At 44.5% G+C, this 24,580-nt stretch carries 23 protein-coding genes; 14 read left to right on the forward strand and 9 right to left on the reverse strand.

Going from position 1 to position 24,580, the window contains the following annotated elements; all coding sequences use genetic code 11:
* Positions 1–10: 10 nt before the first annotated feature.
* The 5 genes from ON006_RS31035 to ON006_RS31055 all read right to left on the reverse strand — a co-directional run bounded on the left by ON006_RS31035 (position 11) and on the right by ON006_RS31055 (position 3,682).
* Positions 11–859 (reverse strand): EboA domain-containing protein, encoded by an 849-nt coding sequence (locus ON006_RS31035; protein WP_244821983.1) that lies wholly within the window; start codon positions 857–859, stop codon positions 11–13.
* Between the two features lie 202 nt (positions 860–1,061).
* Positions 1,062–1,691, reverse strand: coding sequence for an MgtC/SapB family protein (locus ON006_RS31040; RefSeq protein WP_244821982.1), 630 nt, complete (start codon positions 1,689–1,691; stop codon positions 1,062–1,064).
* 86 nt (positions 1,692–1,777) lie between these two features.
* Positions 1,778–2,110 (reverse strand): type II toxin-antitoxin system RelE/ParE family toxin, encoded by a 333-nt coding sequence (locus ON006_RS31045; RefSeq protein ID WP_244821981.1) that lies wholly within the window; start codon positions 2,108–2,110, stop codon positions 1,778–1,780.
* Positions 2,100–2,336, reverse strand: a complete 237-nt coding sequence (locus ON006_RS31050; protein WP_244821980.1) for a hypothetical protein — start codon at positions 2,334–2,336, stop codon at positions 2,100–2,102. Before ON006_RS31050 ends, ON006_RS31045 begins: the two co-directional genes overlap by 11 nt.
* Before the next feature lie 56 nt (positions 2,337–2,392).
* Positions 2,393–3,682, reverse strand: a complete 1,290-nt coding sequence (locus tag ON006_RS31055; RefSeq protein ID WP_244821979.1) for an aminopeptidase P family protein — start codon at positions 3,680–3,682, stop codon at positions 2,393–2,395.
* Positions 3,683–3,849: 167 nt separating this feature from the next.
* On the opposite strand from ON006_RS31055, the gene ON006_RS31060 reads away from it, so the two are divergent.
* On the forward strand, positions 3,850–5,376 hold the full coding sequence (locus tag ON006_RS31060; protein ID WP_244821978.1) for a S8 family serine peptidase: 1,527 nt from the start codon (positions 3,850–3,852) through the stop codon (positions 5,374–5,376).
* A gap of 2 nt (positions 5,377–5,378) precedes the next feature.
* Here the strand turns inward: ON006_RS31060 and ON006_RS31065 are convergent, their stop codons facing one another.
* A complete protein-coding gene (locus ON006_RS31065) occupies positions 5,379–6,974 on the reverse strand; it encodes a Na+/H+ antiporter (RefSeq protein ID WP_244821977.1) in 1,596 nt (531 codons plus the stop codon).
* Between the two features lie 211 nt (positions 6,975–7,185).
* Here ON006_RS31065 and ON006_RS31070 point away from each other — a divergent pair, with 211 nt between their 5' ends.
* Both ON006_RS31070 and ON006_RS31075 read left to right on the forward strand, forming a co-directional pair.
* Positions 7,186–8,445, forward strand: coding sequence for a Gfo/Idh/MocA family protein (locus ON006_RS31070; protein ID WP_244822272.1), 1,260 nt, complete (start codon positions 7,186–7,188; stop codon positions 8,443–8,445).
* A 6-nt stretch (positions 8,446–8,451) separates the two neighbouring features.
* Positions 8,452–9,390: a TIM barrel protein gene (locus ON006_RS31075; RefSeq protein WP_244821976.1), complete on the forward strand. Its 939-nt coding sequence runs from the start codon at positions 8,452–8,454 to the stop codon at positions 9,388–9,390.
* 125 nt (positions 9,391–9,515) lie between these two features.
* Here the strand turns inward: ON006_RS31075 and ON006_RS32390 are convergent, their stop codons facing one another.
* Entirely contained in the window at positions 9,516–9,749 is a 234-nt protein-coding gene (locus tag ON006_RS32390; protein WP_374760229.1) for a SymE family type I addiction module toxin, read from the reverse strand.
* Positions 9,750–9,918: 169 nt separating this feature from the next.
* On the opposite strand from ON006_RS32390, the gene ON006_RS31080 reads away from it, so the two are divergent.
* A complete protein-coding gene (locus ON006_RS31080) occupies positions 9,919–10,137 on the forward strand; it encodes a helix-turn-helix transcriptional regulator (protein ID WP_244821975.1) in 219 nt (72 codons plus the stop codon).
* Between the two features lie 522 nt (positions 10,138–10,659).
* On the opposite strand, the gene ON006_RS31085 is transcribed toward ON006_RS31080, so the two are convergent.
* Entirely contained in the window at positions 10,660–11,127 is a 468-nt protein-coding gene (locus ON006_RS31085) for a hypothetical protein (RefSeq protein ID WP_244821974.1), read from the reverse strand.
* 137 nt (positions 11,128–11,264) lie between these two features.
* Between ON006_RS31085 and ON006_RS31090 the strand changes: the two genes are divergently transcribed.
* The 5 genes from ON006_RS31090 (at position 11,265) to ON006_RS31110 (ending at position 18,115) form a co-directional block, all read left to right on the forward strand.
* Positions 11,265–12,500, forward strand: coding sequence for a spore maturation protein (locus ON006_RS31090; protein WP_244821973.1), 1,236 nt, complete (start codon positions 11,265–11,267; stop codon positions 12,498–12,500).
* Between the two features lie 115 nt (positions 12,501–12,615).
* Positions 12,616–14,109, forward strand: a complete 1,494-nt coding sequence (locus ON006_RS31095) for a TolC family protein (protein WP_244821972.1) — start codon at positions 12,616–12,618, stop codon at positions 14,107–14,109.
* 99 nt (positions 14,110–14,208) lie between these two features.
* A complete protein-coding gene (locus tag ON006_RS31100; RefSeq protein ID WP_244821971.1) occupies positions 14,209–15,630 on the forward strand; it encodes an efflux RND transporter periplasmic adaptor subunit in 1,422 nt (473 codons plus the stop codon).
* 303 nt (positions 15,631–15,933) lie between these two features.
* Complete coding sequence (locus ON006_RS31105) at positions 15,934–16,941, forward strand: NAD(P)H-dependent glycerol-3-phosphate dehydrogenase (RefSeq protein WP_244821970.1); 1,008 nt, start codon at positions 15,934–15,936, stop codon at positions 16,939–16,941.
* Between the two features lie 58 nt (positions 16,942–16,999).
* On the forward strand, positions 17,000–18,115 hold the full coding sequence (locus tag ON006_RS31110) for a sialidase family protein (RefSeq protein ID WP_244821969.1): 1,116 nt from the start codon (positions 17,000–17,002) through the stop codon (positions 18,113–18,115).
* Between the two features lie 2 nt (positions 18,116–18,117).
* Here ON006_RS31110 and ON006_RS31115 read toward each other — a convergent pair whose 3' ends face one another.
* On the reverse strand, positions 18,118–19,275 hold the full coding sequence (locus ON006_RS31115; RefSeq protein WP_244821968.1) for a DEAD/DEAH box helicase: 1,158 nt from the start codon (positions 19,273–19,275) through the stop codon (positions 18,118–18,120).
* Positions 19,276–19,391: 116 nt separating this feature from the next.
* On the opposite strand from ON006_RS31115, the gene ON006_RS31120 reads away from it, so the two are divergent.
* From ON006_RS31120 to ON006_RS31140, 5 genes are all read left to right on the forward strand, one after another.
* Positions 19,392–20,984 (forward strand): serine hydrolase domain-containing protein, encoded by a 1,593-nt coding sequence (locus tag ON006_RS31120; RefSeq protein ID WP_244821967.1) that lies wholly within the window; start codon positions 19,392–19,394, stop codon positions 20,982–20,984.
* 52 nt (positions 20,985–21,036) lie between these two features.
* Positions 21,037–21,591: a DUF2911 domain-containing protein gene (locus ON006_RS31125; RefSeq protein ID WP_244821966.1), complete on the forward strand. Its 555-nt coding sequence runs from the start codon at positions 21,037–21,039 to the stop codon at positions 21,589–21,591.
* A 156-nt stretch (positions 21,592–21,747) separates the two neighbouring features.
* Positions 21,748–23,010, forward strand: coding sequence for a PQQ-dependent sugar dehydrogenase (locus tag ON006_RS31130; RefSeq protein WP_244822271.1), 1,263 nt, complete (start codon positions 21,748–21,750; stop codon positions 23,008–23,010).
* Positions 23,011–23,160: 150 nt separating this feature from the next.
* Positions 23,161–23,748, forward strand: coding sequence for a TetR/AcrR family transcriptional regulator (locus ON006_RS31135; protein ID WP_244821965.1), 588 nt, complete (start codon positions 23,161–23,163; stop codon positions 23,746–23,748).
* A gap of 65 nt (positions 23,749–23,813) precedes the next feature.
* Positions 23,814–24,572 carry an SDR family oxidoreductase gene (locus ON006_RS31140; protein WP_244821964.1) on the forward strand — a complete coding sequence of 253 codons (759 nt, stop codon included), beginning with the start codon at positions 23,814–23,816 and terminating at the stop codon, positions 24,570–24,572.
* Positions 24,573–24,580: the final 8 nt, after the last annotated feature.

Consider the following 24,580-nt stretch of genomic DNA (forward strand, 5'->3'; position numbering starts at 1 on the left):
GGTTTAGATGTCAGTTTTCAAGTTCGGCCCAGGTTAATTCTCCTGATTTTACGGATTTTTCGAGACCAGCATATTTAGCCAATAAATAATGTGCTGCCGGAAGTGTCGATTCGCTGCAAGCCAATGCGGCTGCTTTTTGGTCGCCGGTATTTTCGGAATCGAAGAGGTGCTGCGCGTCGGCGAGCAGTGTCGGGTTCATATATTTGCCAACAAGCCGCCATACCTGCGGAGGCACGCTACGTCCGGCTGCCCAGCGTTCGTGTGCGAAATCGGAAAGCGTTACGGCCAGTTTTTCGTTAGACCTGTTTTCAAGCCCTTGGATCAAATGAATGGGTTTATCATTGAAAATAGTCTTCAAAACCATCTGGTTCCAAGCCAGTTCGCTGAAATACTTTTCGGGATAAGGGTTATGCAATGCAATGGCATCAAACACAAAACCCATATTGGAACGGACCGCGTCAGTAGCCCTGAAAAGCCATTGATCAGGATAAGAAAGAAGTGGTAATGCAGAATAAAGTGCCACCAGCTCATTCATTTCCGCAGTATCAAAGAGCGTTTCGATGTTTTTAACGTATTCTTCCTTATCAGACGGATCAAGTTGTGTGAGGAGCCAAACCCTGGCCAGCCGTACCAGTGACCAGTTTTCCACTGAAAACCCGGAAACTTCCGAGCTAAGGTCCCAGGGTATTTCCTGGCTGATAGTTATGATTTTTTTGGAAAGAAACCTGGGTGCCGCCACAAACGCGGTCATGAGTTCCATGGGACTGGCAGTACCTTTTTGTCGTAGCCAGTCGGCCTCAGAGGCTGTTGTATTGCGGGTTATTAGCTCCCAAATCTTATTTTTAATGATGTCCGACATACCGTGTGACTTAATCTGATCAGCACCGGATACTTCCGGGCGACCATTCTTTATTGCGGGTTATTTTCTTATAATGCCTATTTACTGTTATAAAGTTTCCGGGTGACGTATTATAACGTTTTAAAAAGATGATAAGACTCATGAATGAGCGTTATTCCCGTAGTTTTAATGAAAAACTAATCTGCCCGAAGCATTTAGCAGCTTAAAAATCGAATTCCTGAATGTTGGTATCATTCAATAACTGGTGCGTCAGCTGGTCGTGCTTTTTTTCAGAACCTTGTAACGTCCAGCTTCCGGTAATGTGGTTTCCCGTACGACTTTGCTCACCTCTCAGAATTTTCAAATTATATTGTTTAAATAGCTCCTCGTAAGTTTTCAGGCTTTGCTTTTGGTAAACGCACATCAGCCGGTAATTCCTGATCTGGCTTTTCTGACGGATAAATTTTTGAATGGGTGCCAAAACGACCAACGAGAGCCCTGAAATTAAGAAGCAGGCAATCGAGATTTCATAGAAGCCAGCACCAATGCCCATTCCCAATGCCGCTGTAACCCAAACAATGGCCGCCGTGGTAATACCTACTACCCGGTTGTTTTCCCGGAAAATGATCCCCGCACCAATAAATCCGATACCGGTTACAATGTTGGCTGCAATACGTCCTGCGTCGGAGCTGATCTTGATGGAAAGAATAGTAAAAAGCGTTGACCCCACCGCGATCAGGATCATGGTCCGTAGTCCGGCAGATTTACTGCGGTACTCCCTTTCGGTACCAATGATAGCACCTAGTAGAAAGGATAAAAGCAGCTTGTAAACGTCTTCGGGTAATAATTCCATTTTCGCAAGTTCAGTCCTGGCCTTAGAATGAAAAGCCGGGAAGATTCATAATCTCCCGGCTTTTGGTGAATGTGGGTGCCACATTACTAAGTTCTTTCAATAGCGTCGAGCAAATCGCTTAGCTCTTTTGCGCTGATATTTTCTTTTTCTGCTTTGTCAAAAATGCTGAGGAGAACAACTTTTTCTTGCAAAGAAAAGACACAGGTTATTACCCTAGCGCCGCCACTTTTCCCTCTGCCTTTGCTTTTGATCGCCAAGCGAATTTTAAAGCAGTCCTTCCCAATCGGTGTTCCCTGAACAGGATTCTCTTTAAGGTTTTGAATCAATTCAGTAATCTCTTGCCTTAATGAAGCATATTTTTTTGCCAGCTTTTTTAACCCTTTTTCAAAATTTTCGGAGGCGATAATTTTATAGCTCATTTAAAATATCTTCAATAGGACGGGTTTTTAATGTTCCTGCCTTCAAAGCAATGTAATCTTGCTTCAAGTTTTCAAGAATCTGAGCTTTTGTTGGTTCATCTTCGTCCAACTGCTCATCTTGAATCACAGTAACCAGTTTTTCACGCTCTTGCCTTGGTAACTGCCTTACCAAATCTACAAGCTGCTGAAACGACAACGGAATTGTAAAATTGATCGTGTTTTCCATTTGATTTCAATTTGATCTGAACAAATTTACAAAAGAATGAGTCAAAAGCATTCCTCTTACCTATTCATCATCTCTTCTATTTCATCGGCTTCCAGGGGAATGTGCTCCATGAGATCGATGTTGCCGTTTGGCGTGATGAGAATGTCGTTTTCCAACCGGATACCTAACCCTTCTTCTTTAATGTAAATACCGGGCTCGCAAGTGAAAACCATTCCAGCTTCGAAGCGACGGTATTTATTGCCAACATCATGAATGTCCAGGCCTAAAAAATGAGAAGTACCGTGTGGGAAATATTTCTTGTAAGCCGGCCACTCCGGATCTTGTTTGTCAATATCATCTTTGGTGATCAACCCTAGACCGATGAGTTCACTTTCCATGATTTTGCCCACTTCCAAATGATACTCATCCCATATGTTACCGGCGATCAGCATACCCTTAGCGGCTTTGAATACGCGTAAAACAGCATCGTAAACTTCCCGCTGCCGCTTGGTGAACCGACCATTGACCGGAATGGATCGCGTTAGATCAGCTCCATAATTAGCATATTCAGCCGCTACATCCAGCAATAACACATCCCCGTCTTTGCAAGGCTGGTTATTTTGAATGTAATGTAGCACACAAGCATTAGCACCGGAAGCGACAATGGGCTGATAGGCAAATCCTTTCGAACGATTACGGACAAATTCATGTACCAGCTCGGCTTCGATCTCGAATTCATGAACACCCGGTTTTACAAATTTCAGCAAACGTTCAAAACCAAGCTTGGTAATGTCGCAGGCTTTTTGAAGCAATTCAATCTCAATGGGTTGTTTGATAGCCCGCAGCCTGTGCATCAACGGAGCCAGTCTTTGAAGTGAATGAATGGGGTATTTTTCTTTGAAATCGATCACAAATCGCGCCTCGCGAGTCTGGACGGGCGAGTCGCCGCGGGTGTGTTCATTGGTATTCAGATAAACATGCTCTGCTTCAAAAACAATATTTCTGAAAACGGTTTCATATTGGTGTGTCCAGAAAATCGTCTGTATTCCGGTTACTTCCTTTGCCTGCTCTTTGGTCAGCTTTTCGCCCTCCCATACGGCGATCAGCTCATTGGTTTCTCTCAAAAACAATACTTCCCTGAATTTTTCGTCCGGATGGTCAGGAAATATCAGAAGAATGGTTTCCTCCTGATCAACGCCAGTGAGGTAAAAAAGATCCGTACTCTGCTTAAAGCCCATACTGCCGTCCGCATTGGTGGGCATGATGTCATTTGAATTTAGTATAACTAATGAATTGGGCTTCAATAATTCAGTGAGACGACGGCGGTTTTCTACAAACAGGGATTTGTCAATAGGGGAGTATCGCATAGCAGGTAATTTTTTGTAACTGGTAATTTAATTTGCAAAATTACGTTTATCTTGTTCAAAAATTATATGGGGTTAAGTAGCAAATACAGCAGTTTGTAAATGCCTTTTGAAGAATAAATACCCGTAAATACCAAATTGACAAAGAATACCTAACTATCATATTGTTCATGAAAAGATTGTTTTTGCTTGCGTTTGTATTGATTCCCTTTGTTTTGTCGGCTAGTCCCAAATATTGGATTTACCTTAAAAATAAAGATCTGAATGCTGCGCCGGCAGTTTCGCCATTGACGCTGGAAAACCGTCAGAAACTTGGTCTGGCATTTTCGGATGAAATGGATCTGCCGATCAAAAGGGACTATGAACAAACGCTTCGGGAACAGTCTGTTAACATTATTAACCGTTCCAAATGGCTGAATGCAGTGTCAGCTGTGATGACCGGCGAGCAGGCCATGAAAGTAAGGCAGCTTGATTTTGTTCAGGATGTAGTGATGATCGACCCGGGATTTTACATTGCCCGCACACAGCCGATCGAAAAAGCACAAATGGCTCCCGTGATGTCGCAGGTACAGGCTAATGCATTTCTGAAAGAAGGAATTACAGCGAAGGACGTTACGATTGGTGTGATTGACGCTGGTTTTTACGGAGCAGATTCTTCACTGTCATTATCTCAGATTTTTTCAAATAGCAGAGTTTTAGGGATCCGCGATTACGTAAAACCCGGTCGCGCGGGTGATTTGCTGTTCAGTACAGCAGAGTCATTTTCGGATATGCACGGGACAGAAGTACTAGCAGCAATTGCAGGTATAGATTATAAGGACCAGATCCAATACGGAATGGCGACCAATGCAAAATTCTACCTCGCCCGCACCGATTATTCTTTAAGAGAATATCGTGGGGAAGAGGATAACTGGATCGCGGCAATGGAATGGATGGATAGCCTGGGCGTACGCCTCATTAATACTTCATTAGGCTATGCCAAAGGGTTTTCGGATCCAAGGGAAAATTATACGCCTTCACAAATGGACGGTAAAACCAGCGCCATTTCACGCGCTGCTCAAATCGCTTCGGATCAAAAAGGGATTATGCTGATCGTATCGGCTGGTAACGAGGGAGATGATAAAAGCTGGGGCATCGTGTCAGCCCCTGCAGATGCAAAAGGCGTATTGTCGGTAGGTGCTACTAATGGAAAACTTTGGAACAGAATTGGTTATAGCAGCACCGGGCCTGAATTTTTGCCTTATGTGAAACCCAATGTCTCGTGTTTCTCGCTTTACGGTACTTCGTTATCGGCACCGGTCATTACCGGTTTTGCAGCTTGTCTTTTACAGGCTAACCCAAGATTATCGAATAAAGAACTCCTTAAATTGATTGAGAGATCGTCGCATTTGTATCCTTATGGCAATAACTACATTGGCTATGGTGTACCTCAGGCCACGCGCGCGCTTGCGCTGGCCAAGGCTCCATATCTACCGGATAATGCCAAATTGATCAATGCCAAAGGTCGTTCTTGTGATGTGGAAGTAACCAGCCAGGATTCTTTGGTGGCTATTTATAGAAAGAAAAATGACAAGGACGTCATGTCGCAACAAGTTGCCAAAGTGCAAAACGGCAAAATTTCCCTCAAACGCCAGAACAATGAAAAGTTCACCACCATTGACCTCCGGGATTATGTGGTGGAAGTGGCCTGGGACTAATGTCAGCCTGAGTTTCTCAACCTTGCTTCTTCGAGGTCCAATTCTCTTTCTTTTGTCCTTATTATTTCGTCGGAACAAACTTTGTCCCGGCGAATTTTTTTTATTTCCTCACGCTTCACGCCCACAATTTCCACGAGCATTCTGCGGTAAGCCCTGGCAAAGCCAATGGTTGCATTGTTATCAATGTCCAGATAACGCGTGTCCGCCAGCTCAATAATTTTTTCATAACGGTCTTTCAAGAGCCGGAATGGCTCAAACTGCGAAATCTCACCTTCGTAGTTAGACTGCATATATTCCAGGCTAACAGTTGCCAAACGCGCATTGATGATCGCTTTTTGCTCGGTCATATTCTCGCCCGGATCCTCAATTTTGAGCACACGAATGAGCCATGGAAGGCTTAAACCCTGCAAAACAAGCGTAAACAGGATTACGACAAAAGTGATAAACAAAATTAGATCACGGTTCGGATATGCTGTGCCGTCCAGGGTTAGGGGAATGGCTAATGCAGACGCGAGCGAAACAACGCCACGCATGCCGCTCCATGCCACAATAAACGTGGTCCGCCAGTTTGGCCGAATCTCTTTCTCTCGAATTTTTTTAGATAAAATCCTGGGCAAATAAGTGCCGGGATAAACCCACACAATGCGGATCAGGATAGTGACGAGGCTGATAATTACAGCGTAGGAAATCAGTTCGAATAAAGAATAGGCTCCAAGCCCTGTCATGACTTGCGGCAATTGCAGGCCGATGAGGATAAAAACGATTCCATTGAGCAGGAAAATTACCGTTTCCCAGACGTAAGTACTCTGCATCCGCGACTGATAAGCAAAAACCTCATGCGCCCGGAAGCTTAAAAATAACCCGCCGCTAACTACCGCCAACACACCCGAGTATTCGAAATGTTCAGCCGTAATGTACATCATATAAGGTGTGATGAATGTAAGCGCGGTGTCGATGGCAGGTGTGGTCGGGAAATATTTATGCACAAAGAAAAGTAGCGTGGCGATAGCAAGGCCAACAGCAATACCCATTCCAGCCACAATAAAAAAGTCTACCCCAGCTTTCCAAAGAACGAATTCTCCTGTTGCAATGGTTGCCAGGGCAAAACGGAACACAATGAGTGACGAAGCATCATTGACCAGGCTTTCACCTTCCAGAATTGTCACAACTTTTTTAGGCACTTTAAGTCCTTGAAGAACCGAAGTTGCAGCCACCGCATCCGGAGGAGAAATGACACCGCCCAGCAAAAAGCCCATGGCCAGTGTAAAGTCGGGAATGATAGCGCTGGAAAGGTAAGCGACAGCGGTAGCCGTAAAAACCACCAGGCCAATGGAAAGCAGCCCAATAGGCCGCCTTGATCCCCAGAAATCTTTCCATGAAGTATTCCAGGCTGCGGAGTATAAAAGTGGGGGCAAAAAGATCAGAAAAACCCAGTCTGGTTCCAGCTGCATATGCGGCATTCCAGGAATAAAACTGATTAGTAAGCCGGCGATCACGAGGAAGATCGGATAGGAAACTCCAATTTTTTCGCTGAGCATAGTCAGCATTGAAACGACAAACAGCAGTGATATTATTAATAGTAAATTATCCTGGATCATATAGGCAGGTTCAAGAAACGATGATATAAATGTATATAAATTGTCAATTTAACCGTTATATACTTTTGTGTGTTAACGAGCACGCAAAATGATTTTTTGGTTTATTTGTTCTGAAAAAATAAGAGTTTTCTATATCTTTATTGCTCTATCTGACAATTCTATCACCTAATCCCTATTACCAATGAGTACTTCTCGAAGAGATGTTCTGAAAATGGCGGGTATTGCTCTTGCAGGCAGCACATTACCAACCATTACAATTCTGAATCCAAATCGTGCCTTTGGCGGTGTTAACGCTGAGACCCTTAAAGTGGGCTTGATCGGTTGCGGCGGACGTGGTTCCGGTGCTGCCAACCAGGCTTTGAAAGCAGATCCTAATGTTGTTCTTCACGCCATGGGAGATATTTTCAAAGATAAAATGGATTCTTCACTTGAAAACCTGACCAAGGTGCATGGTCCTAAAGTAAAAGTGGATGAAGGTCATAAATTCGTTGGATTTGACGCATATAAAAAAGTACTTGAGTCTGGTGTTGACGTTGTCATTCTTGCTACGCCTCCTCATTTCCGCCCCGAGCACCTTACAGCGGCGATCAATGCAGGAAAGCACGTTTTCTGCGAAAAACCGGTAGCTGTTGATGCTCCTGGTGTGCGCAAGGTATTGGATGCGGCTAAATTGGCCAAACAAAAAAATGTTTCCTTAATGTCAGGCTTCTGCTGGCGTTATCATGAGCCAAAACGTGCAAGTTTCGGGAAAATCCTGGACGGAGCGGTTGGTGATATTTCTGCGATTTATAATACTTACGATACAGGTACATTGTGGTCTTTCCCACGCGTACAGGGCTGGACAGATGCGGAATACGTATTGCGTAACTGGACATACTATACCTGGCTTGCAGGTGACCACATCGTGGAGCAGGCTGTACACAGTATCGATATGATGTCGTGGGCAATGGGCGGTAAACTGCCTTTGTCGGCAGTAGGAACTGGCGGACGTCAGGTTCGTACCGATTCATTGTTCGGTAACATCTTCGATCACTTCGCTGTAACTTATGAATATGAAGGCGGTGTGAAAGGTTTCCATCATTCGAGACAACAGGCTAACTGCGAGAACAGCTACCTGGTTGAAACGATTGGAACAAAAGGTCGTGCGATGGTGAACTGTGCGCGTAACGTACATGAGATCTTCGGACAAAACCCATGGAAATACGAAGGTGCGCAGAATGATATGTACCAGACTGAGCACAACGAGCTTTTTGCATCCATCAGAAGCGGTAAGCTGATCAATGATGGCGAATTTATGGCGCAAAGCACGCTGCTTGCGATCATGGGAAGAATGGCCGCGTATACAGGAAAACGCGTTACCTGGGAAGAAGCAATGAACTCAACTGAGAAACTGGGACCAGATCAATATAGCTTTGATATGAAACCTCCGGTAGTTGAAGTTGCGAAACCTGGTATCACAGCCTTTTCTTAAGATTATATGCAAAGAAGGGATTTTATAAAGAACACCGCTTTCGCAGCAGTCGGTACTGCGGCAGTGGGTACAACTGTCGTTTCCAATGCTTCGGCAGAAGGTATCATTTCAAATACTGCGGGACTGACTAATCCATTGGCAAGACCGATGGTGAAAAAGAGCCTTATGTGGGGGATGGTGAAAGAAGATTTGTCTGTAATGGACAAATTTAAATTACTGAAAGATCTAGGTTACGACGGGGTTGAGCTCGACTCTCCCGACAAACTTGATATGAAGGAGGTACTTGCGGCCAGGGACAAAACTGGTTTGCTGATTCCGGGAACTGTCAATTCAATGCACTGGAAGTTGCCATTGTCCGATCCTGATCCAAAGAAGAGGGAAGAATGCGCGAAATCAATTGAGAAAGCATTGTGGGATACGAAAGAGTACGGTGGCAGCACGGTATTGGTAGTGCCAGGCGTGGTGAACGCCAACGTTACTTACGGTGAAGCATATGAACGTTCTCAGGCCGAGATCCGTAAGCTAATTCCGATCGCTGAAAAGACAGGTGTGAAAATAGCGATCGAAAACGTTTGGAACCAGTTTTTGCTGAGTCCTTTGGAAGCTGCAAAATTTGTCGATGACTTTAATAACCCAATGGTTGGCTGGTACCTGGACATTGGAAATGTGCTGCGTTACAGCTGGCCTGTTTCCTGGATCGAAGCGTTGAACAAACGCATTTTAAAGCTCCATTTGAAAGAATTCAGCTTTAAGAAGCAAAATGATCTGGGTCTTTGGAAAGGATTTGATGTAGAGTTTATGGAAGGCGACAACAATTGGCCGGAAGTAAATAAGGCGTTGCAGAAAGTAGGTTACTCAGGCTGGGCTTCTGCGGAAGTGCCCGGCGGCGATCGTAAACGTTTGCTAACGATCCGCGAAAAAATGGATGAGGTTTTTAAGGCTTAGAAAGAAAATTTGATGTTATACAACAGCGCCGCTTCATTTTTTGGAGCGGCGCTGTTGGTTTTGTTAAGCAAGTGGATTTCATTCGTTTTAAACAATTGGCTTTGCTCTTCTTCCTGAATTTGCGATTAATCCACCCAAATCTTTAACTGCATATTCTTCCGAAATTCTCCCACAGGTTCTATAATCAACCTATCATCTTCAAAGCGAACAGTAATATGCTCTCCATGATCAAATCCCAAATCTTTCAGCCACTCTCCACACAGCTTGATTTCCGGGACGAACTTGGTTCGCCATTGGGAAGTCCTTTGGAATTTTGAATAGATTTTCAGTTGGCGGGGTTTAGGTGTAAGGATGTGCATTGTGTTAATTTCCAAAGTGACATTTTTCAAAAGTAGTAATAAGTGTAAAAATATGCAATTATAGTGTTTAAATTATATATTTAAATGTAAAATAATACGATTTTTTACTTAAAGACGAGTTTTTAGATGTGATTATCTTACCACTAAAATGGTATTTGATTTCACTTCAATGGCTGAAAATAAAACATATAACAGGATAAAGGCAGTTCTCGCCGAAAAAGGAAGGACCAATATTTGGCTGGCAGAAGAATTAGAGAAAAATAAAACCACAGTCTCAAAGTGGTGTACAAATGATGTTCAACCACCCATCGAAACTTTGTTTAAGATTGCTGATGTCTTAGAAGTCGATGTTAGAGAACTTCTAGTTTCAAATGTGAAAAAAGGTTGAATAACGTCTGTTTTCAACATGGCTCGATGTCCCTGTTTGTGAATTGCTACATTTTGAATAGATAGAATGAGGTTGAATTCAAATGCCTTTAGGCATGTAATATTGGTAGCAATCCATCAATCGAATTTTTTCAAATCCCTTTAGGGATGCAACAACCTGTTACATCCCTAAAGGGATTTTCAAACGACTGACCGATACCGTTGCTGCCGATGTTTCATCGCTACGCGATTGACTGAAAAATGGTTTTTAGAGACTGGAATTGCTACATTTTGAAAAAATAGGATGATACTGAATTCCAATGCCTTTAGGCATGTAATCTTGGTAGCAATCCGTCGATCGAATTTTTCGAAATCCCTTTAGGGATGCAACCTGTTACATCCCTAAAGGGATTTTCAAACGACTGACCGATACCGTTGCTACCGATGTTTCATCGCTACGCGATTGATGAGCAATGGTTTTTAGAGAACTTCTATTTTCGAATGTGAAAAAAGGTTGAATCGTTTACCTCCAAAAAAATCCCAACTACTTCTTCACTTTATACCTGGTTCTTGCGTAATACTTCAATGTAGATATTTTCAATTGCTGGTTTTTGATCTGAACCAGCTTGTATTCTTTGAAAACGCCTTTTTTGTCCAAAAATCCAATGATGCAGGATTGTTCCTTTGGCCCTTTTTGAATCTCAATTTTGGGCATAATACCGAAATTCGGAATTTTTAGGGAGTCTTCCACTTCCAGTTCTTTGTATTTTATTTTAGCCAAAAATTCAAAAGTAGCTTTGGTTTCATATACTTCAACAGCAAATTTCCAGTCGTTCAGGGGATCTTTCACCTTTTCGCTGAAACTGGCAACCGGACCGCTCGCTACCTCATTTCTTAAAGGCGGAATCGTATCGTTGATCACAATTTCGGACTGGTCTGAGGAGCCTTCTGATTTGTTTTGCTGGTTACAGGCGAACAATGTGAGCAGAAAAAGAATGCAGCAATACTTCATTGGTAATGGCTAATTTGGTTTAAGAGGACATGACTACTTTGCAATATACCTTTGTTATTTGCATTAAATAAAATATTTTACTCCCTACATTGTAAACAAATCGTTATTAATCCCGCCCCTCACATAAGACCCCAACTATGGCTTTAAACTATATTTTCGTAGGATTCTTCTTAATTGCCTTTGCGGTAGCAGCATTACAGTTCATTCTGACGGGCGATGTACAGACTTTTAAGGAAGTAACCGAGGGAATGTTGAAAATGGCGGAAGTAGCAGTGATGGACATTGCTTTGCCATTGACCGGGGTCATGACTTTCTTTCTGGGTGTTTTGAATGTGGGTGAAAAGGCAGGGATTATCAATGGTCTTGCCAAAATCATCGGGCCGTTTTTCAACAAGCTTTTTCCCGAAGTACCTAAGGACCATCCGGCCAATGGGCAGATGATCATGAATTTTTCGGCCAATTTTTTGGGACTCGACAATGCGGCTACTCCGTTTGGTCTCAAAGCCATGCAAAGCTTGCAGGAACTGAACCCCAGCAAAGACACCGCCTCCAATGCACAGATCATGTTTTTGGTGCTGCATACCTCCGGCCTGCAGATTATTCCTTTGTCCATTATTGCTCAAAGGGCGATCCTCGGTGCCGAAAGTCCTTCTGATGTATTTATACCCTGCGTGGTGGGAACATACATTACCACGGTAACCGCCATGATTATCACGGCGTCGTGGCAAAAAATTAATCTATTCAACTGGACGGTTATGTCGTGGCTGGGAAGCATTACGGCTGTTCTGGGATTGTTGCTATGGTACCTTTCGGGGTTACCGAAAGAGCAGATTGAAACGATTTCTATTTTTGTGGGTAACTCAGTTTTACTGGCGGTAATCGCCGGATTTTTAGGGACGGCTCTTGTCAAAAAAATCAATGTATTCGAATCTTTCATCGAAGGTGCAAAGGCTGGCTTTACTACCACTGTGACCATTATTCCTTACCTGGTGGGTTTGCTGGTGGCGATCAGCGCATTCAGGAGCTGCGGAGCGATGGATTACCTGATCGATGGTTTGAAATGGATGTTTTCCTTCACCGGGTTGAATACCGACTTTACAGATGCCCTTCCTGTTGCATTAATGAAGCCTCTCAGTGGTAGTGGAGCGCGCGCTTTAATGATCGATGCGATGAAAGAATTCGGGCCGGACTCGTTTGTCGGACGGCTGGTATGTATTTTTCAGGGATCGGCTGACACTACACTTTATATCGTGGCACTTTACTTTGGCTCTGTCGGGATCAAGAACACCCGTTATGCCATTGTAGCGGGATTAATTGCGGATCTGATCGGTGTTTTGGCCGGAATCTGGCTGGGATACTTATTTTTTCACTGATTTTTCCAACTCTCTTTAAATTGCCCTTTTACCCTGTTATGCAACCGTCCGTATAAATTGGATGGTTGTTTTTTATGGTAAACATTAATATTGGTCATCTAACTCTGAACTGCTTATGTTTAATTCGTTACGTCGTTCTTCATTTGTTTTCCTGATATTTTGCGCAACACAGGTCATACAGCCGGTATTTGCCCAAACAAATGTGACGCAGCCAGCCAATACCTACTCGCTGGAAGACTGCATTAAAATAGCGCTGGAAACCAATCCGCAACTGAAACAATCGGAGCTTACGGTGCAGACCAATGGCAACATTTACGCCCAGTCCAAGTGGCAGCGCTGGCCGAGTATCAGTTTTAGCGCAGGCCAGGGGTTCAGCTCCGGTAGAAATATTGACCCATTTACCAACCAGTTTGTTCAGCAGAACATTAATTCCAACAACTACCAGCTGGGTGGGCAGATCACATTGTTCAACGGGTTTCAGATCAAAAATAATATCAAGTTCAATGAGGCCAATTACCAGGCCAGCGCCAAAGACCTGGACGCGACCCGCAACGATATCATGCTGAATGTAGCATTGTCTTATTTGCAAGTGATTACCAACCAGGAACTGATCGAGGTCGCACGCAGACAGGTTGACGCTTCCAATTTACAGGTTAACAGAACGGCCAAACTGGTGGAAGCCGGAACGTTGGCCGAAAGCAACCTGCTGGATCTGAAAGCGCAGCTGGCCAATGACGAACTTACTTTGGTGAATGCCGAAAATAACCTGGAAACTGCCAAGCTGAATTTGAAACAATTCATGAACATGCCTGGCAGCGAGCAGATCAATGTCGTGAAGATTGAAGTGGCCGATCCAAGCCTGAAAGCCTACGATGCTACTATTCAGGAGATATTTGAAACAGCGATGAGTAATTTGCCACAAATGAAAGCGGCGAACATCAGAATTGAAGCTGCCAAAACCAATGTTGATCTCGCGAAAGGTGCGGCACTGCCTTCACTAACATTGAGCGGGGGAGTTTACACAGCCTTTTCAAGCGCGGCGCCGAAAGAACGGTTTGTATCAGATGGATCAGGATTTACTAACACTGATGTGATCTCAAAAACCGATTATGTGATTGTAAATAACCAGCAAGTGCCGATTGTTCAAAAAATAACGACTCCTAATGGAGCATTGAGGACATTCGGATACCTGGATCAGTTGAACTTTAACCGCAACTCTGCGATCAACCTGAATTTGACCATTCCGATTTTCTCCAACTTCCGCGTGAAGTACAATGTAGCAAATGCGAAAATTCAGCAGAAAACATACGAGTACCAGGCACAGCAGGTGCTACTGACCATTCGTAAAAATGTGGAGCAGGCTTATATCGATATGAACAATGCGGCCAAGCGATATTCCGCCACCGCTAATCAAGTGAAGGCTTTGCAGGAAACATTCAGGGTTTCACAGGTACGGTTTGATGCCGGGGCCATTAACTCGGTGGAATACAACATAGCCAAAGCCAATCTCGACAAAGCAAACGGAAACCTGGTACAAACTAAATATGACTACGTTTTCAGGACTAAAATCCTTGACTTCTACATGAACCGGCCACTCTCGGATTTCTAATATTAGCATTCAGTCATTACCCTCAGGTTTTCCGGATTGACACGAACGGGAAATCACATTGATATCAGCAACCAACAATTAATTGTAATCTAAAAAAATATGGCACGTAAATCTTCGAAACAAATCTGGTGGATTACAGCAGGCTTTGTAGTACTTCTCGTTGCCGGTTTATTCGGGGCCAAACAGGCTGGTTACATTGGTAAGCCCAAAACCACCGAGGTTGAATACACGATTGTTAAGAAATCGGATATCATCGAGCGCGTCAGCGCGTCGGGGAAAGTCCAGCCGGAAGTGGAAGTGAAGCTTAGTCCTGATGTTTCGGGAGAAATTATCGCGCTCAATGTTGCTGAGGGCGATTCTGTTGTAAAAGGACAGCTGCTATTGAAGATCCGGCCTGATAACTACGAGTCGTTAATGGCGAGGGCTCAGGCGGCGGTCAACTCCAGCAAAGCTAATTATGAGCAGACCAAAGCAATGGTAGCACAATCGGAGGCGCGGCTGATACAAGCCAAGGCCAATTTTGAGCGGAACAAAAAGCTTTATACAGACAAAGTGATCTCGGCAGCCGATTTTGAACAGTTTTCTTCAACATTTGGTGTAGCCCAGCAAGATGTGGAATCGGCCAAGGCTAATGTTTCTGCTGCTTTGTATAACATTAAAAGTGCCGAAGCCAGTATGCGGGATGCAGCAGAGAACCTTCGCAAAACGAACATTTTTGCACCTGTGAGCGGTATTATTTCCCTGCTGAATGTAGAAGCCGGCGAACGCGTAGTAGGTACTTCCCAAATGGCCGGTACTGAAATGATGCGGATCGCTAACCTCAGCAACATGGAAGTACGTGTGAATGTAAACGAAAACGATATTGTGCGGGTACAGCTTGGCGACACGGCGGAGATAGACGTGGATGCATATAGTTCGTCCGGGCGGAAGTTTAAAGGTATCGTGAAAGAGATTGCGAACACTGCGGCTGGCCTTGCATCAACTTCCGCAAGCAGTAGCGCTGCTTCCAGTGCTTCTGCTGATGCGGTAACGGAATTCGAAGTAAAAGTAAAGATCCTGAATGAGTCGTTTGAAGACCTGATGGTATCGAAATCCAAAAAGTCTTATCCTTTCAAACCAGGTATGACGGCTTCTGTGGAGATCATTACCGAAAGGAAGAACGGTGTAGTTTCTGTGCCTATCGCCGCTGTGACAACCCGTAGTAACACGCCTCCTGCCGGAGCGCCTACACAGGGTCCGCCTAACAATGATGCGCCCGCCGAAGACGACAAAAAACCTAAGAAAGAGGAGGTGATTAAAGAAGTTGTCTTTATCGATGTAAAAGGAAAGGCAGAGATGAAGGAAGTGAAGACCGGTATCAGCGATTTCGAGAATATAGAGATCCTTTCCGGCCTCAAACCAGGTGATCAGATTATTTCAGGACCGTACATTGCGGTGTCCAAAAACCTGAATAATGGTGACCTGGTAGAAAAAAAGAAGGTGGAAGTGAAAAAAGACGATAAAAAATCAAATGAAAACTAGAACTGGTACGTTGTAAAAATGTAATAAGTTCGATTTAGTTTAGGTTAAAAAGGAAAATCCTTGCGGCTTTGCTGCAAGGATTTTTTATTTTATGTTATTTAATGTGCTTAAAATGAGGTTTTTAGTTTAATCATTGCCCATGCTAATACCTTGTAGAACTTGTAGTGTAGTATTTGTTTGGCGTACATGTAGCTGTCAAAAAATCGCAGGTACTTATACATTTCTGTCAAAATCTTCCCATTTTTGAAACCGACCGGCCAAATCTGCTAATAAATGACCGGATCATTTTAAACCGAGTCAGGAATGAGTTTCTTAAATAATATCAAAATTGCGGTCATCGGTGGAGGCAGTTGGGCAACGGCGCTGATTAAAATTTTATGTGAACAAAATAATGTGCAGATCAGGTGGTGGCTGAGAAATCAGAAAGACATTGAACATATCCGCAAATTCCATCACAATCCTACTTACCTCAGCGACGTGGTGCTCTCTCCCAAAAAAGTAAAGGTTTTTGAAAAAACTACTGATGCCGTCAAAGGCGCGGATTATGTGATTCTGGCAGTACCCGCTGCTTTTGTACAGGAATCATTACAACATTTAACCGCCAAACATTTACAGGGAAAACGCATCGTTTCCGCCATTAAAGGCATGGTGCCCGGCCAGAATATCCTCATTACAGACTGGATTTCCAATGAATTTGACATTGATATGCACGACACCTGCGTAATCGCCGGGCCTTGTCACGCCGAGGAAGTCGCATTGGAAAAGCAATCGTATCTTTCAATTGCCTCCACTGAATGTCCGACCTCGGAGGATTTTGCCAAACTGATGACCTGCCGATACGTTACCGCCAATCCGCTGGACGATTTGTACGGTGTGGAATATTCGGCCGTGATGAAGAACATTATCGCACTTGCTTGCGGCATTACCCACGGACTGGGCTATGGAGATAATTTTCAAGCCGTACTGGTTTCCAATGCCATGCAGGAAATCGGCCATTTTGTAACGGCTGTAGACCACCGCGAACGGGATTTGAGCTCGTCTGCCTACCTGGGCGATCTGCTGGTGACAGCTTACTCGCAGTTTAGCCGTAACCGTCTTTTCGGCAATATGATCGGCCGGGGATATAGTGTAAAGGCCGCGCAGCTCGAAATGAAAATGATCGCTGAGGGTTATTATGCTACCAAAAGCATTCATTCACTCAATAATGTCCACCATGTTAACCTGCCGATTACGAATGCGGTTTACAGTATTTTATATGAGGACCAAGCGCCCTCAGTAGTAATGGAAGAGTTGAAGAAATTGCTGAAATAAATAGCCTGTTTAGTGCCATGCCAGGTACTTTTCAATACATCTCATTTTAAACCCAATTATGACTATTTCTAAAAAACTCTATACCTGTGTAGCAGCCGGTCTTTTGCTGGGTACTATCATACTATCTTCCTGTAATTCAAAAAAGTCGGAAACTGAGGAAGGTGAAAACGCTGATTCCCTGGCTGGTAAGAAAGAATTTGTTTTTGGCGACGACCGTCCATTTGCGCAATGTCACGCATCTACATTGGTACGTTTGAACGACGGCCAGTTTCTGGTCGCATGGTTTGGCGGGACCGAAGAGAAAAATCCTGACGTAGGAATATGGGTTTCAAAAGGCAGGCCGGGAAATTGGAGTGCGCCGAAAGAAGTGGCTAAAATCCGTGAGGACGCACATTGGAACCCGGTTTTGCAGAAAACTGCGGATGGGAAAGTGATTTTGTATTTCAAAGTAGGAAAAGAAATCGCGCAATGGGAGACTTGGGTAAAAACGTCGGCTGACAATGGGGAAACCTGGTCGGAGGCTTATGAATTGGTAAAAGGAGACAAAGGCGGAAGAGGGCCAGTTAAAAATAAACTGATCGAGCTTTCCAATGGCGATTGGCTAGCTGGCGCTTCCAATGAAGTGAACCGCTGGGAAGTATTTGTAGACAGGAGCACCGATAAAGGTAAAACCTGGACTGCCAGCCCATATTTCAAGATCGATACTATGGAAATCAAAGGCAAAGGGGCCATTCAACCTACATTGTGGGAATCTACGCCGGGTAATGTGCATATGCTGATCAGGACAACTGGTGGTGTGATTGCACGCAGCGATTCAAAAGACTTTGGTAAAACCTGGTCAACCATTAAAAAAACAAGCTTGCCTAACCCCAACAGCGGCATTGACCTGACTAAAATTGCGGACGGTACATTGGTGCTGGCTTACAACCCTGACGACCGAAACTGGGGCTCACGCTCACCGCTTTCACTGATCCTGTCGTACGATAATGGCCAAAACTGGACGGATAAGATCGACATTGCCACTGGTAAAAAGGAAGACGAATATTCTTACCCAGCAATTATCAGCTGGGGCGACTCAGTAGCAGTTACTTATACATTCAACCGCCGGAAAGTCGCTTTCTGGACGGGTAGTAAAAAAGACATTGTTGAACTGGCAGCGAAAGAGAAAAAATAGTATCAGTAACCTTGTAGTTCAAGGTCATAAGATTCCAGCATTTCAACACGTTTGCCCATTTTTTTCTGAATGATCTTGAAATGATGGACGTCTTCGGGACAAACCAATGATAATGCTTCGCCGGGAGATTCAGCACGGCCTGTTCTCCCAATGCGGTGAACGTAGTCTTTGGGAGAGCGGGGCAATTCGAAATTGATCACATAAGGAAGAAACTGAATATCAATCCCTCGGGAAACCAGGTCGGTAGCCACGAGGACAGTCAATTTACCGGATTTAAACTTGTTCAGGGCCTCCGTACGGGCGCCCTGACTTTTTTTGCTATGCATCGCCATAGCCTGTATTCCGTTTTTATTGAGTTTTTCGACCAAGTTATCAGCCGTGCGGGTAGCGGACACGAAGACGAGTACCTGCTTCATTTCCTGGGTTTTGATAATGTACCTGAGTAATGGTCCTTTGCGTTCAGGATCGACGAAATAACCTGTCTGTTTGATCAGATCGAGGTTTGCCTCTTCTTCTTCAATCTCAATGCGTACCGGGTTTTTTAACTGATTCTTGTTGATAGCATCCACCTCGTCACCCAATGTGGCAGAGAAAAGAATGCTCTGGCGTTTTTTAGGAAGCAGGAAGAAAATATCCTTCATTTCTTCCGCGAACCCGAGGTTCAGCATTTTATCAGCTTCATCCAAAACAAGAATCTGTGTTTCCGAAAGACTTAATGCTTTGTATGACAGTAGGTCCAAAAGCCTGCCGGGTGTCGCTACCAGTATCTCCACGCCCTGCAACGATATCATCTGCGGATTAATGGACACCCCACCATATACCGCCAGCGTTTTTACTTTCCTGGGCAATCTTTCACCAAATGTCTGAAACACAACCGCTATCTGCACAGCCAGCTCTCGGGTAGGAACCAGTACCAATGCCGTGATATGCCTGTTTGGCGCTGCCGGTTTGTCCTGAAACAATTCCAGGATGGGCAATACAAAACCAGCAGTCTTGCCAGAACCGGTTTTAGCAATCCCCAGAACATCATTTCCTTTCAAAATTGCGGGAATGGCTTCCTGCTGAATAGGATATGGTTGAGTATAATTCTGTTCTGCAATGGTTTTTAATAGTGGTTCGGACAGGCCAAGCGATTTGAAAGATGCTGTGTTATCTGACAATGGGTCAAAAGTTTTGTGAAAAGCACAAAGATACCATTACCTGCAAACATTTCAGACTAATCGGTCCCGCTACTGTCTCACCCCATGACTTTACCGAACATTTTACTTCTATCACAATGTCTTACAATCGCAGGGAATTTTTACAACAACTAGGGTTTGGCGCCTTGCAGTTGGGCGTTATCAGTGCCATTCCGGCCTCCGTTTGGGCATCATCGCTTCAATATGGTCAGCTGCCCAGAAGCTCGCCGGACGAGCAGGGCATGACCGCAAAAGGGATTATGGATTTTGCCAATGCTGTTGAAACCGACAAACTGAACCTGCACAGTCTGATGATTTTGCGGCAGGGGAAAGTGGTCGCGGAAGGCTGGTGGGCACCGTATGCGCCGGATCTGAAACATACGCTTTATTCATTGAGCAAAAGTTTTACGTCCACGGCGATCGGGCTGGCGGTCGCAGAAGGTAAACTGACGGTTGAAGACAAAGTAGTATCCTTTTTTCCAAATGATAAACCGGCGACAATAAGCCCCAACCTCGCTGCTATGCGGGTAAAAGACCTGCTGACAATGTCGACAGGACATGATAAAGATTCTACGCCTGCATTGAGGGGAGGCCCGGATAAGAATTGGGTAAAATCATTCCTTGCACAGCCTGTGGAACATACGCCGGGGACATTTTTTGTGTATAACAGCGGCGCAACCTATATGCTTTCCGCCATTATCCAGAAACTGACCGGAAATACCCTTCTTGAGTATTTGAAACCGCGACTTTTCCAGCCATTGGCTATTGAAGATATGGACTGGGAAACAGATCCGAACGGCATTAATACCGGTGGCTGGGGGCTGAGAGTTAAAACTGAGGATATCGCGAAATTTGGTCAGCTGTATTTGCAAAAAGGAGAATGGAATGGCAAGCGTATCCTGCCTGCGGCCTGGGTAGAAGAAGCGACGCGGTCACACATACAATCAAAAGGAGGCGCCCGCCCGGCTGAGGAAAATGACTGGTTGCAAGGCTATGGCTACCAGTTCTGGCGCTGCCGCAATGACGGCTACCGAGGCGACGGTGCGTATGGACAGTACTGCATAGTGCTACCCAAAGAGGATCTGGTCATCGCTATTACCAGCGAAACGAGCAATATGCAAGCCATACTAGACCACGTCTGGAACCACATATTGAAATCCGTAAAAATCACCCGGGTATCGGAAGATAAGGATGTACTAGCAGGATTGCAGAAAAAACTGACGACATTGAACCTGCCGCTGACACCGGGCAAACCCGATGGCACGCTGGCAGCAAAGTTGAATGGTAAGAGTTTCAAAATTGCAGATAATGAGCTGAAAATTAGCAAGGTATCATTCGAATTTGCAAAAGGCTGGTGTTTGTTCAGGCTAAAAGACGATGCCGGAGAGCATTTGATAGTGAATGGTATTGGCGGCTGGAAAATCGGGATGACAGACCTTTCGACATTGCCGTTGAAGCTGGTACTCACGCCAGTTCCCGGAGAGATCAAATCCAAAATTGCGGGGAATGGTGCGTGGATCGACGATAATACATTTGAAATGACGTGGCGATTTATTGAAACGGCTCATTACGAAACGGTTACCTGTCGGTTTGAAGGCGATAATGTCCAGGTTTCATTCAAACGAAGCCTTGCTATTCTGGGCAATACCAAAGATCCCCGTCCGGTTTTGAATGGTAAAATGCTTACTTAGGATTATCTTTCATTCACTAACTCTATTAATAAATAACAACTTATCTGTTTCTATGAAAAAGAACATTATCCTTTCCCTTTTATTGGCAGTATTGGCATTTGGAGCACAGGCTCAGAAATTCAGGGCGTTGGACAAAAGTCCGCGTGACATCGCTTACTTCCCTGACCATTTCGCACATGACCGCAAAGACGGAGAGAAAGCATTGGTGAAAGTATCGTACAGCCGCCCGTACCTGAAAGGCCGCGAGGTATTTGGTAAACTGGAACCTTACGGGAAAGTATGGAGAACCGGTGCGGACGAATCGACTGAAATTAAGTTTTACCAGGACGCGACTTTCGGAGGTAAGAAAGTAAAGGCCGGCACTTACTCTTTGTTTTCAATTCCTGGTGAAAAGGAGTGGACGCTTATTCTAAGTTCGGACCTGGATTACTGGGGTGCCTACAAATACAAGGAAGCCAACGATGTGCTCCGAGTTACTGCTCCTGTGAAAAAGGCAGATGCACCGATTGAAAACTTCTCCATTGTTTTCGAAAAAGTATCGGATACTTCGGCGAAAATGTTCCTGGGTTGGGATTCAGCTGTGGTAGAAGTACCGGTTACCTTCTAATGTCCGAATAAAGGCTTCAATTTTTGCCCACATCACAGGTGATGAGCAGGCAGTTTGAAAGAACAAATACTGATATCGCTGGCATTATTATTGTAAAAGCAGATCATTGACAACGAACCAATGATCTGCTTTTTGCATTTAACGCCAAATAAAATGATGAGAGGGATTCATATCAATGTCGTGTGCATGCTGGCGCTTAGTGCTATGCTTGCCTGTGGCAGTAAGAAAAAGGAGAAAGAGGAGGCTGCCCTTAGCGGCCCGGATTCCGTACAGACTGTTACCGATAGCCTTATCCTGCCAGCGCCATTTGCTACGAAATCAGTAGAGAAGAGGCCCAAGGAAGCCGGCTGGCCCGACGGGGTCACTCCCAAAGCACCGGAAGGATTTACAGTGACCAAATACGCAGATAAATTTGACAGTCCGCGCTGGACATACGTTGCCCCCAATGGTGATGTGTTTGTAGCAGAATCGGCTACCAAAAAAAGTGCTGACCGGATTACGCTTTTAAGAGATGTCAACAAGGACGGTAAACCTGAGCTGCGGGAAATTTTCATGGAAAAGCTCAATAAGCCTCTGGGAATGCTGGTACTCAAAAACTATTTCTATGTGGCCAACACCAATGGATTGTACCGGTATCCTTATAAATCAGGTGAAACCAAAATAACCAGCAAGGGAGAGAAGATATTGGATCTGCCAGCTGGCGGCTATAACAATCACTGGACCAGAAACCTGCTAGCTAGCGCCGACGGTTCCAAAATATATGTATCCGTGGGATCAGCCAGTAATGTAGCGGACCATGGGATTGATGAGGAAAAGCGCCGGGCGAATATTCTACAAATTAATCCTGACGGGACTGGTGAAAAAGTGTTTGCCAGCGGTTTGCGAAATCCGGTAGGCATGGACTGGGCACCGGGCTCCAATGAACTTTGGACAGCCGTTAATGAACGTGATCTGCTGGGAGATGAACTTGTTCCCGACTACATTACCAGTGTGAAGGAAGGCGGTTTCTATGGTTGGCCATATGCTTATTTTGGTAAAAATGAAGACCCACGACGAAAAGGGGAGCGCCCTGATCTCGTAGCGAAAACATTAGTGCCGGACGTGCCGGTGGGATCACATACTGCCTCGCTGGGGCTGACGTTTTATGATAAAAAGAAGTTTCCGGCCAAATATCAAAATGGCGCATTCGTTGGTCAGCATGGTTCATGGAACCGTTCTCAGTTAGCAGGATATAAAGTAGTGTTCGTTCCGTTTAAAAATGGGAAACCGGCGGGGGAGCCGGAAGATTTTTTGACCGGGTTTGTTGAGAGTGAAGAAAAGGTATACGGTCGTCCGGTGGGAGTGACTGTCATGGAGGACGGCTCGTTACTCGTCAATGACGATTCGGGAAATACAATATGGCGGGTAACCGCCAATTAAGACATTAGCTATGGGGAATAGAATAGCGGCCTGGTCGGGATGATCAGGCCGTTTTTTTTGTATTTGAAAAAAGATTTGAAAATAAATCCTCGCAAATATTTGGAGAAATATACCGATTGGTATATTTTTGTATTGTTAATATTTGATCATATGAATAAGGCAGAAAAAACCAGACAATTTATCATCGAGAAAACCGCACCGATTTTCAATACGAAAGGGTATGCCGGTACTTCTCTCAATGATATGATCCTGGCGACCGGCCTTACGAAAGGTAGCATTTACGGTAACTTTCAAAATAAAGACGAAGTTGCGCTAGCCGCATTTGACCATAATGTGAAACAGATGTTCAGCGTGATCAGAGGCGAAATGGACAAGCAGACCTCGATTAAAGAGAAATTGCAGGTATATGCCGCCATTTATGAAGACTTTATGGGTAGCCGTTTTCCGAAAGGAGGGTGTCCCATTCTTAATACTTCCACGGAAGCCGACGACACACATCCTACGCTTAGAAAAAAGGCGGCCGAAGCGATCACTTCGTGGAAAAATAACATTGCTGCGCTCATCAAAAAAGGTATCGCTGACAATGAGTTCAGTGCAGAGCTTGATCCCGAGCAAATCGCCATTACGATTGTCGCACTCATTGAAGGAGGAATTATGATCGGTAAAGTGACAGGCAATCCCAACTACCGGACCTGCATTATGAAATCGGTCGAGAAGATGATCAATGATTTAAGCTAAAAAATTTTAAACCAAAATATACCGATCGGTATATTAATATTCAAATCAATTCAATCAATACAAAAATGAAAACTTCAGGAAACACAATATTAGTAACAGGCGGTAGCGCCGGAATCGGTTTTGAGATCGCAAAGGCATTCTCAGAAAAAGACAATCATGTGATCATCACAGGCAGAAACGAAGAGAGATTACGGAATGCGGCTTCAAAGCTGAAAAATGTTACACCTATCGCTTTTGATGTGACTAGTACTGATGATGTTGCACGACTTGTCAAAATTCTGCAAACGGATTTTCCTTCTTTGAATGTTGTGATCAACAATGCAGGTAAGGCTTCGTACTACGGATTGGACGAAAATGTAGATGCCTACACCAATGCCGAAGAAGAAATACTGACCAACTATCTTTCTATTATTCGCCTGAACCAGGAACTGTTGCCATTGCTTAAAACGAATGGGGAGGCAGCTATTGTGAATGTATCGAGCATCGCCGCGTTTGTTCCTAATCATGTGATCCCGACCTATGCTGCGAGTAAGGCTGCATTACATTCGTATACTAAGTCGCTACGGATTACTTTGGCAAAAGCTACTGATATCAAAGTATTTGAACTGATGCCGCCGCTGGTGAATACTGAATTTTCAACAGAGATTGGTGGCGAAAACGGGATTCCACCCAAAGAAGTGGCTGACGATTTGATCGGCGCATTTGAGAATGATACTTACGAAATACACGTGGGACGTACCGCACAGCTTTTCCAATTGTTTTTACAGTCGCCTTCCGATGCTTTGCTGGCCATGAATCCTGGTATTCAGGAGAAAGCGGCCTAGCCGTTTAC

The organism is Dyadobacter pollutisoli (genome assembly GCF_026625565.1).
Classification (GTDB): Bacteria; Bacteroidota; Bacteroidia; order Cytophagales; family Spirosomataceae; genus Dyadobacter; species Dyadobacter pollutisoli.

Coding starts and splice junctions, on each gene's coding strand:
- ON006_RS31040 (WP_244821982.1), bottom strand. CDS start 1,691: ATGGAATTATTACCCGAAGACGTTTACAAGCTGCTTTTATCCTTTCTA.
- ON006_RS31080 (WP_244821975.1), top strand. CDS start 9,919: ATGGCTGAAAATAAAACATATAACAGGATAAAGGCAGTTCTCGCCGAA.
- ON006_RS31100 (WP_244821971.1), top strand. CDS start 14,209: ATGGCACGTAAATCTTCGAAACAAATCTGGTGGATTACAGCAGGCTTT.
- ON006_RS31090 (WP_244821973.1), top strand. CDS start 11,265: ATGGCTTTAAACTATATTTTCGTAGGATTCTTCTTAATTGCCTTTGCG.
- ON006_RS31060 (WP_244821978.1), top strand. CDS start 3,850: ATGAAAAGATTGTTTTTGCTTGCGTTTGTATTGATTCCCTTTGTTTTG.
- ON006_RS31095 (WP_244821972.1), top strand. CDS start 12,616: ATGTTTAATTCGTTACGTCGTTCTTCATTTGTTTTCCTGATATTTTGC.
- ON006_RS31140 (WP_244821964.1), top strand. CDS start 23,814: ATGAAAACTTCAGGAAACACAATATTAGTAACAGGCGGTAGCGCCGGA.
- ON006_RS31135 (WP_244821965.1), top strand. CDS start 23,161: ATGAATAAGGCAGAAAAAACCAGACAATTTATCATCGAGAAAACCGCA.
- ON006_RS31075 (WP_244821976.1), top strand. CDS start 8,452: ATGCAAAGAAGGGATTTTATAAAGAACACCGCTTTCGCAGCAGTCGGT.
- ON006_RS31050 (WP_244821980.1), bottom strand. CDS start 2,336: ATGGAAAACACGATCAATTTTACAATTCCGTTGTCGTTTCAGCAGCTT.
- ON006_RS31070 (WP_244822272.1), top strand. CDS start 7,186: ATGGCGGGTATTGCTCTTGCAGGCAGCACATTACCAACCATTACAATT.
- ON006_RS31035 (WP_244821983.1), bottom strand. CDS start 859: ATGTCGGACATCATTAAAAATAAGATTTGGGAGCTAATAACCCGCAAT.
- ON006_RS31055 (WP_244821979.1), bottom strand. CDS start 3,682: ATGCGATACTCCCCTATTGACAAATCCCTGTTTGTAGAAAACCGCCGT.
- ON006_RS32390 (WP_374760229.1), bottom strand. CDS start 9,749: ATGCACATCCTTACACCTAAACCCCGCCAACTGAAAATCTATTCAAAA.
- ON006_RS31130 (WP_244822271.1), top strand. CDS start 21,748: ATGAGAGGGATTCATATCAATGTCGTGTGCATGCTGGCGCTTAGTGCT.
- ON006_RS31120 (WP_244821967.1), top strand. CDS start 19,392: ATGTCTTACAATCGCAGGGAATTTTTACAACAACTAGGGTTTGGCGCC.
- ON006_RS31085 (WP_244821974.1), bottom strand. CDS start 11,127: ATGAAGTATTGCTGCATTCTTTTTCTGCTCACATTGTTCGCCTGTAAC.
- ON006_RS31065 (WP_244821977.1), bottom strand. CDS start 6,974: ATGATCCAGGATAATTTACTATTAATAATATCACTGCTGTTTGTCGTT.
- ON006_RS31125 (WP_244821966.1), top strand. CDS start 21,037: ATGAAAAAGAACATTATCCTTTCCCTTTTATTGGCAGTATTGGCATTT.
- ON006_RS31105 (WP_244821970.1), top strand. CDS start 15,934: ATGAGTTTCTTAAATAATATCAAAATTGCGGTCATCGGTGGAGGCAGT.
- ON006_RS31045 (WP_244821981.1), bottom strand. CDS start 2,110: ATGAGCTATAAAATTATCGCCTCCGAAAATTTTGAAAAAGGGTTAAAA.
- ON006_RS31110 (WP_244821969.1), top strand. CDS start 17,000: ATGACTATTTCTAAAAAACTCTATACCTGTGTAGCAGCCGGTCTTTTG.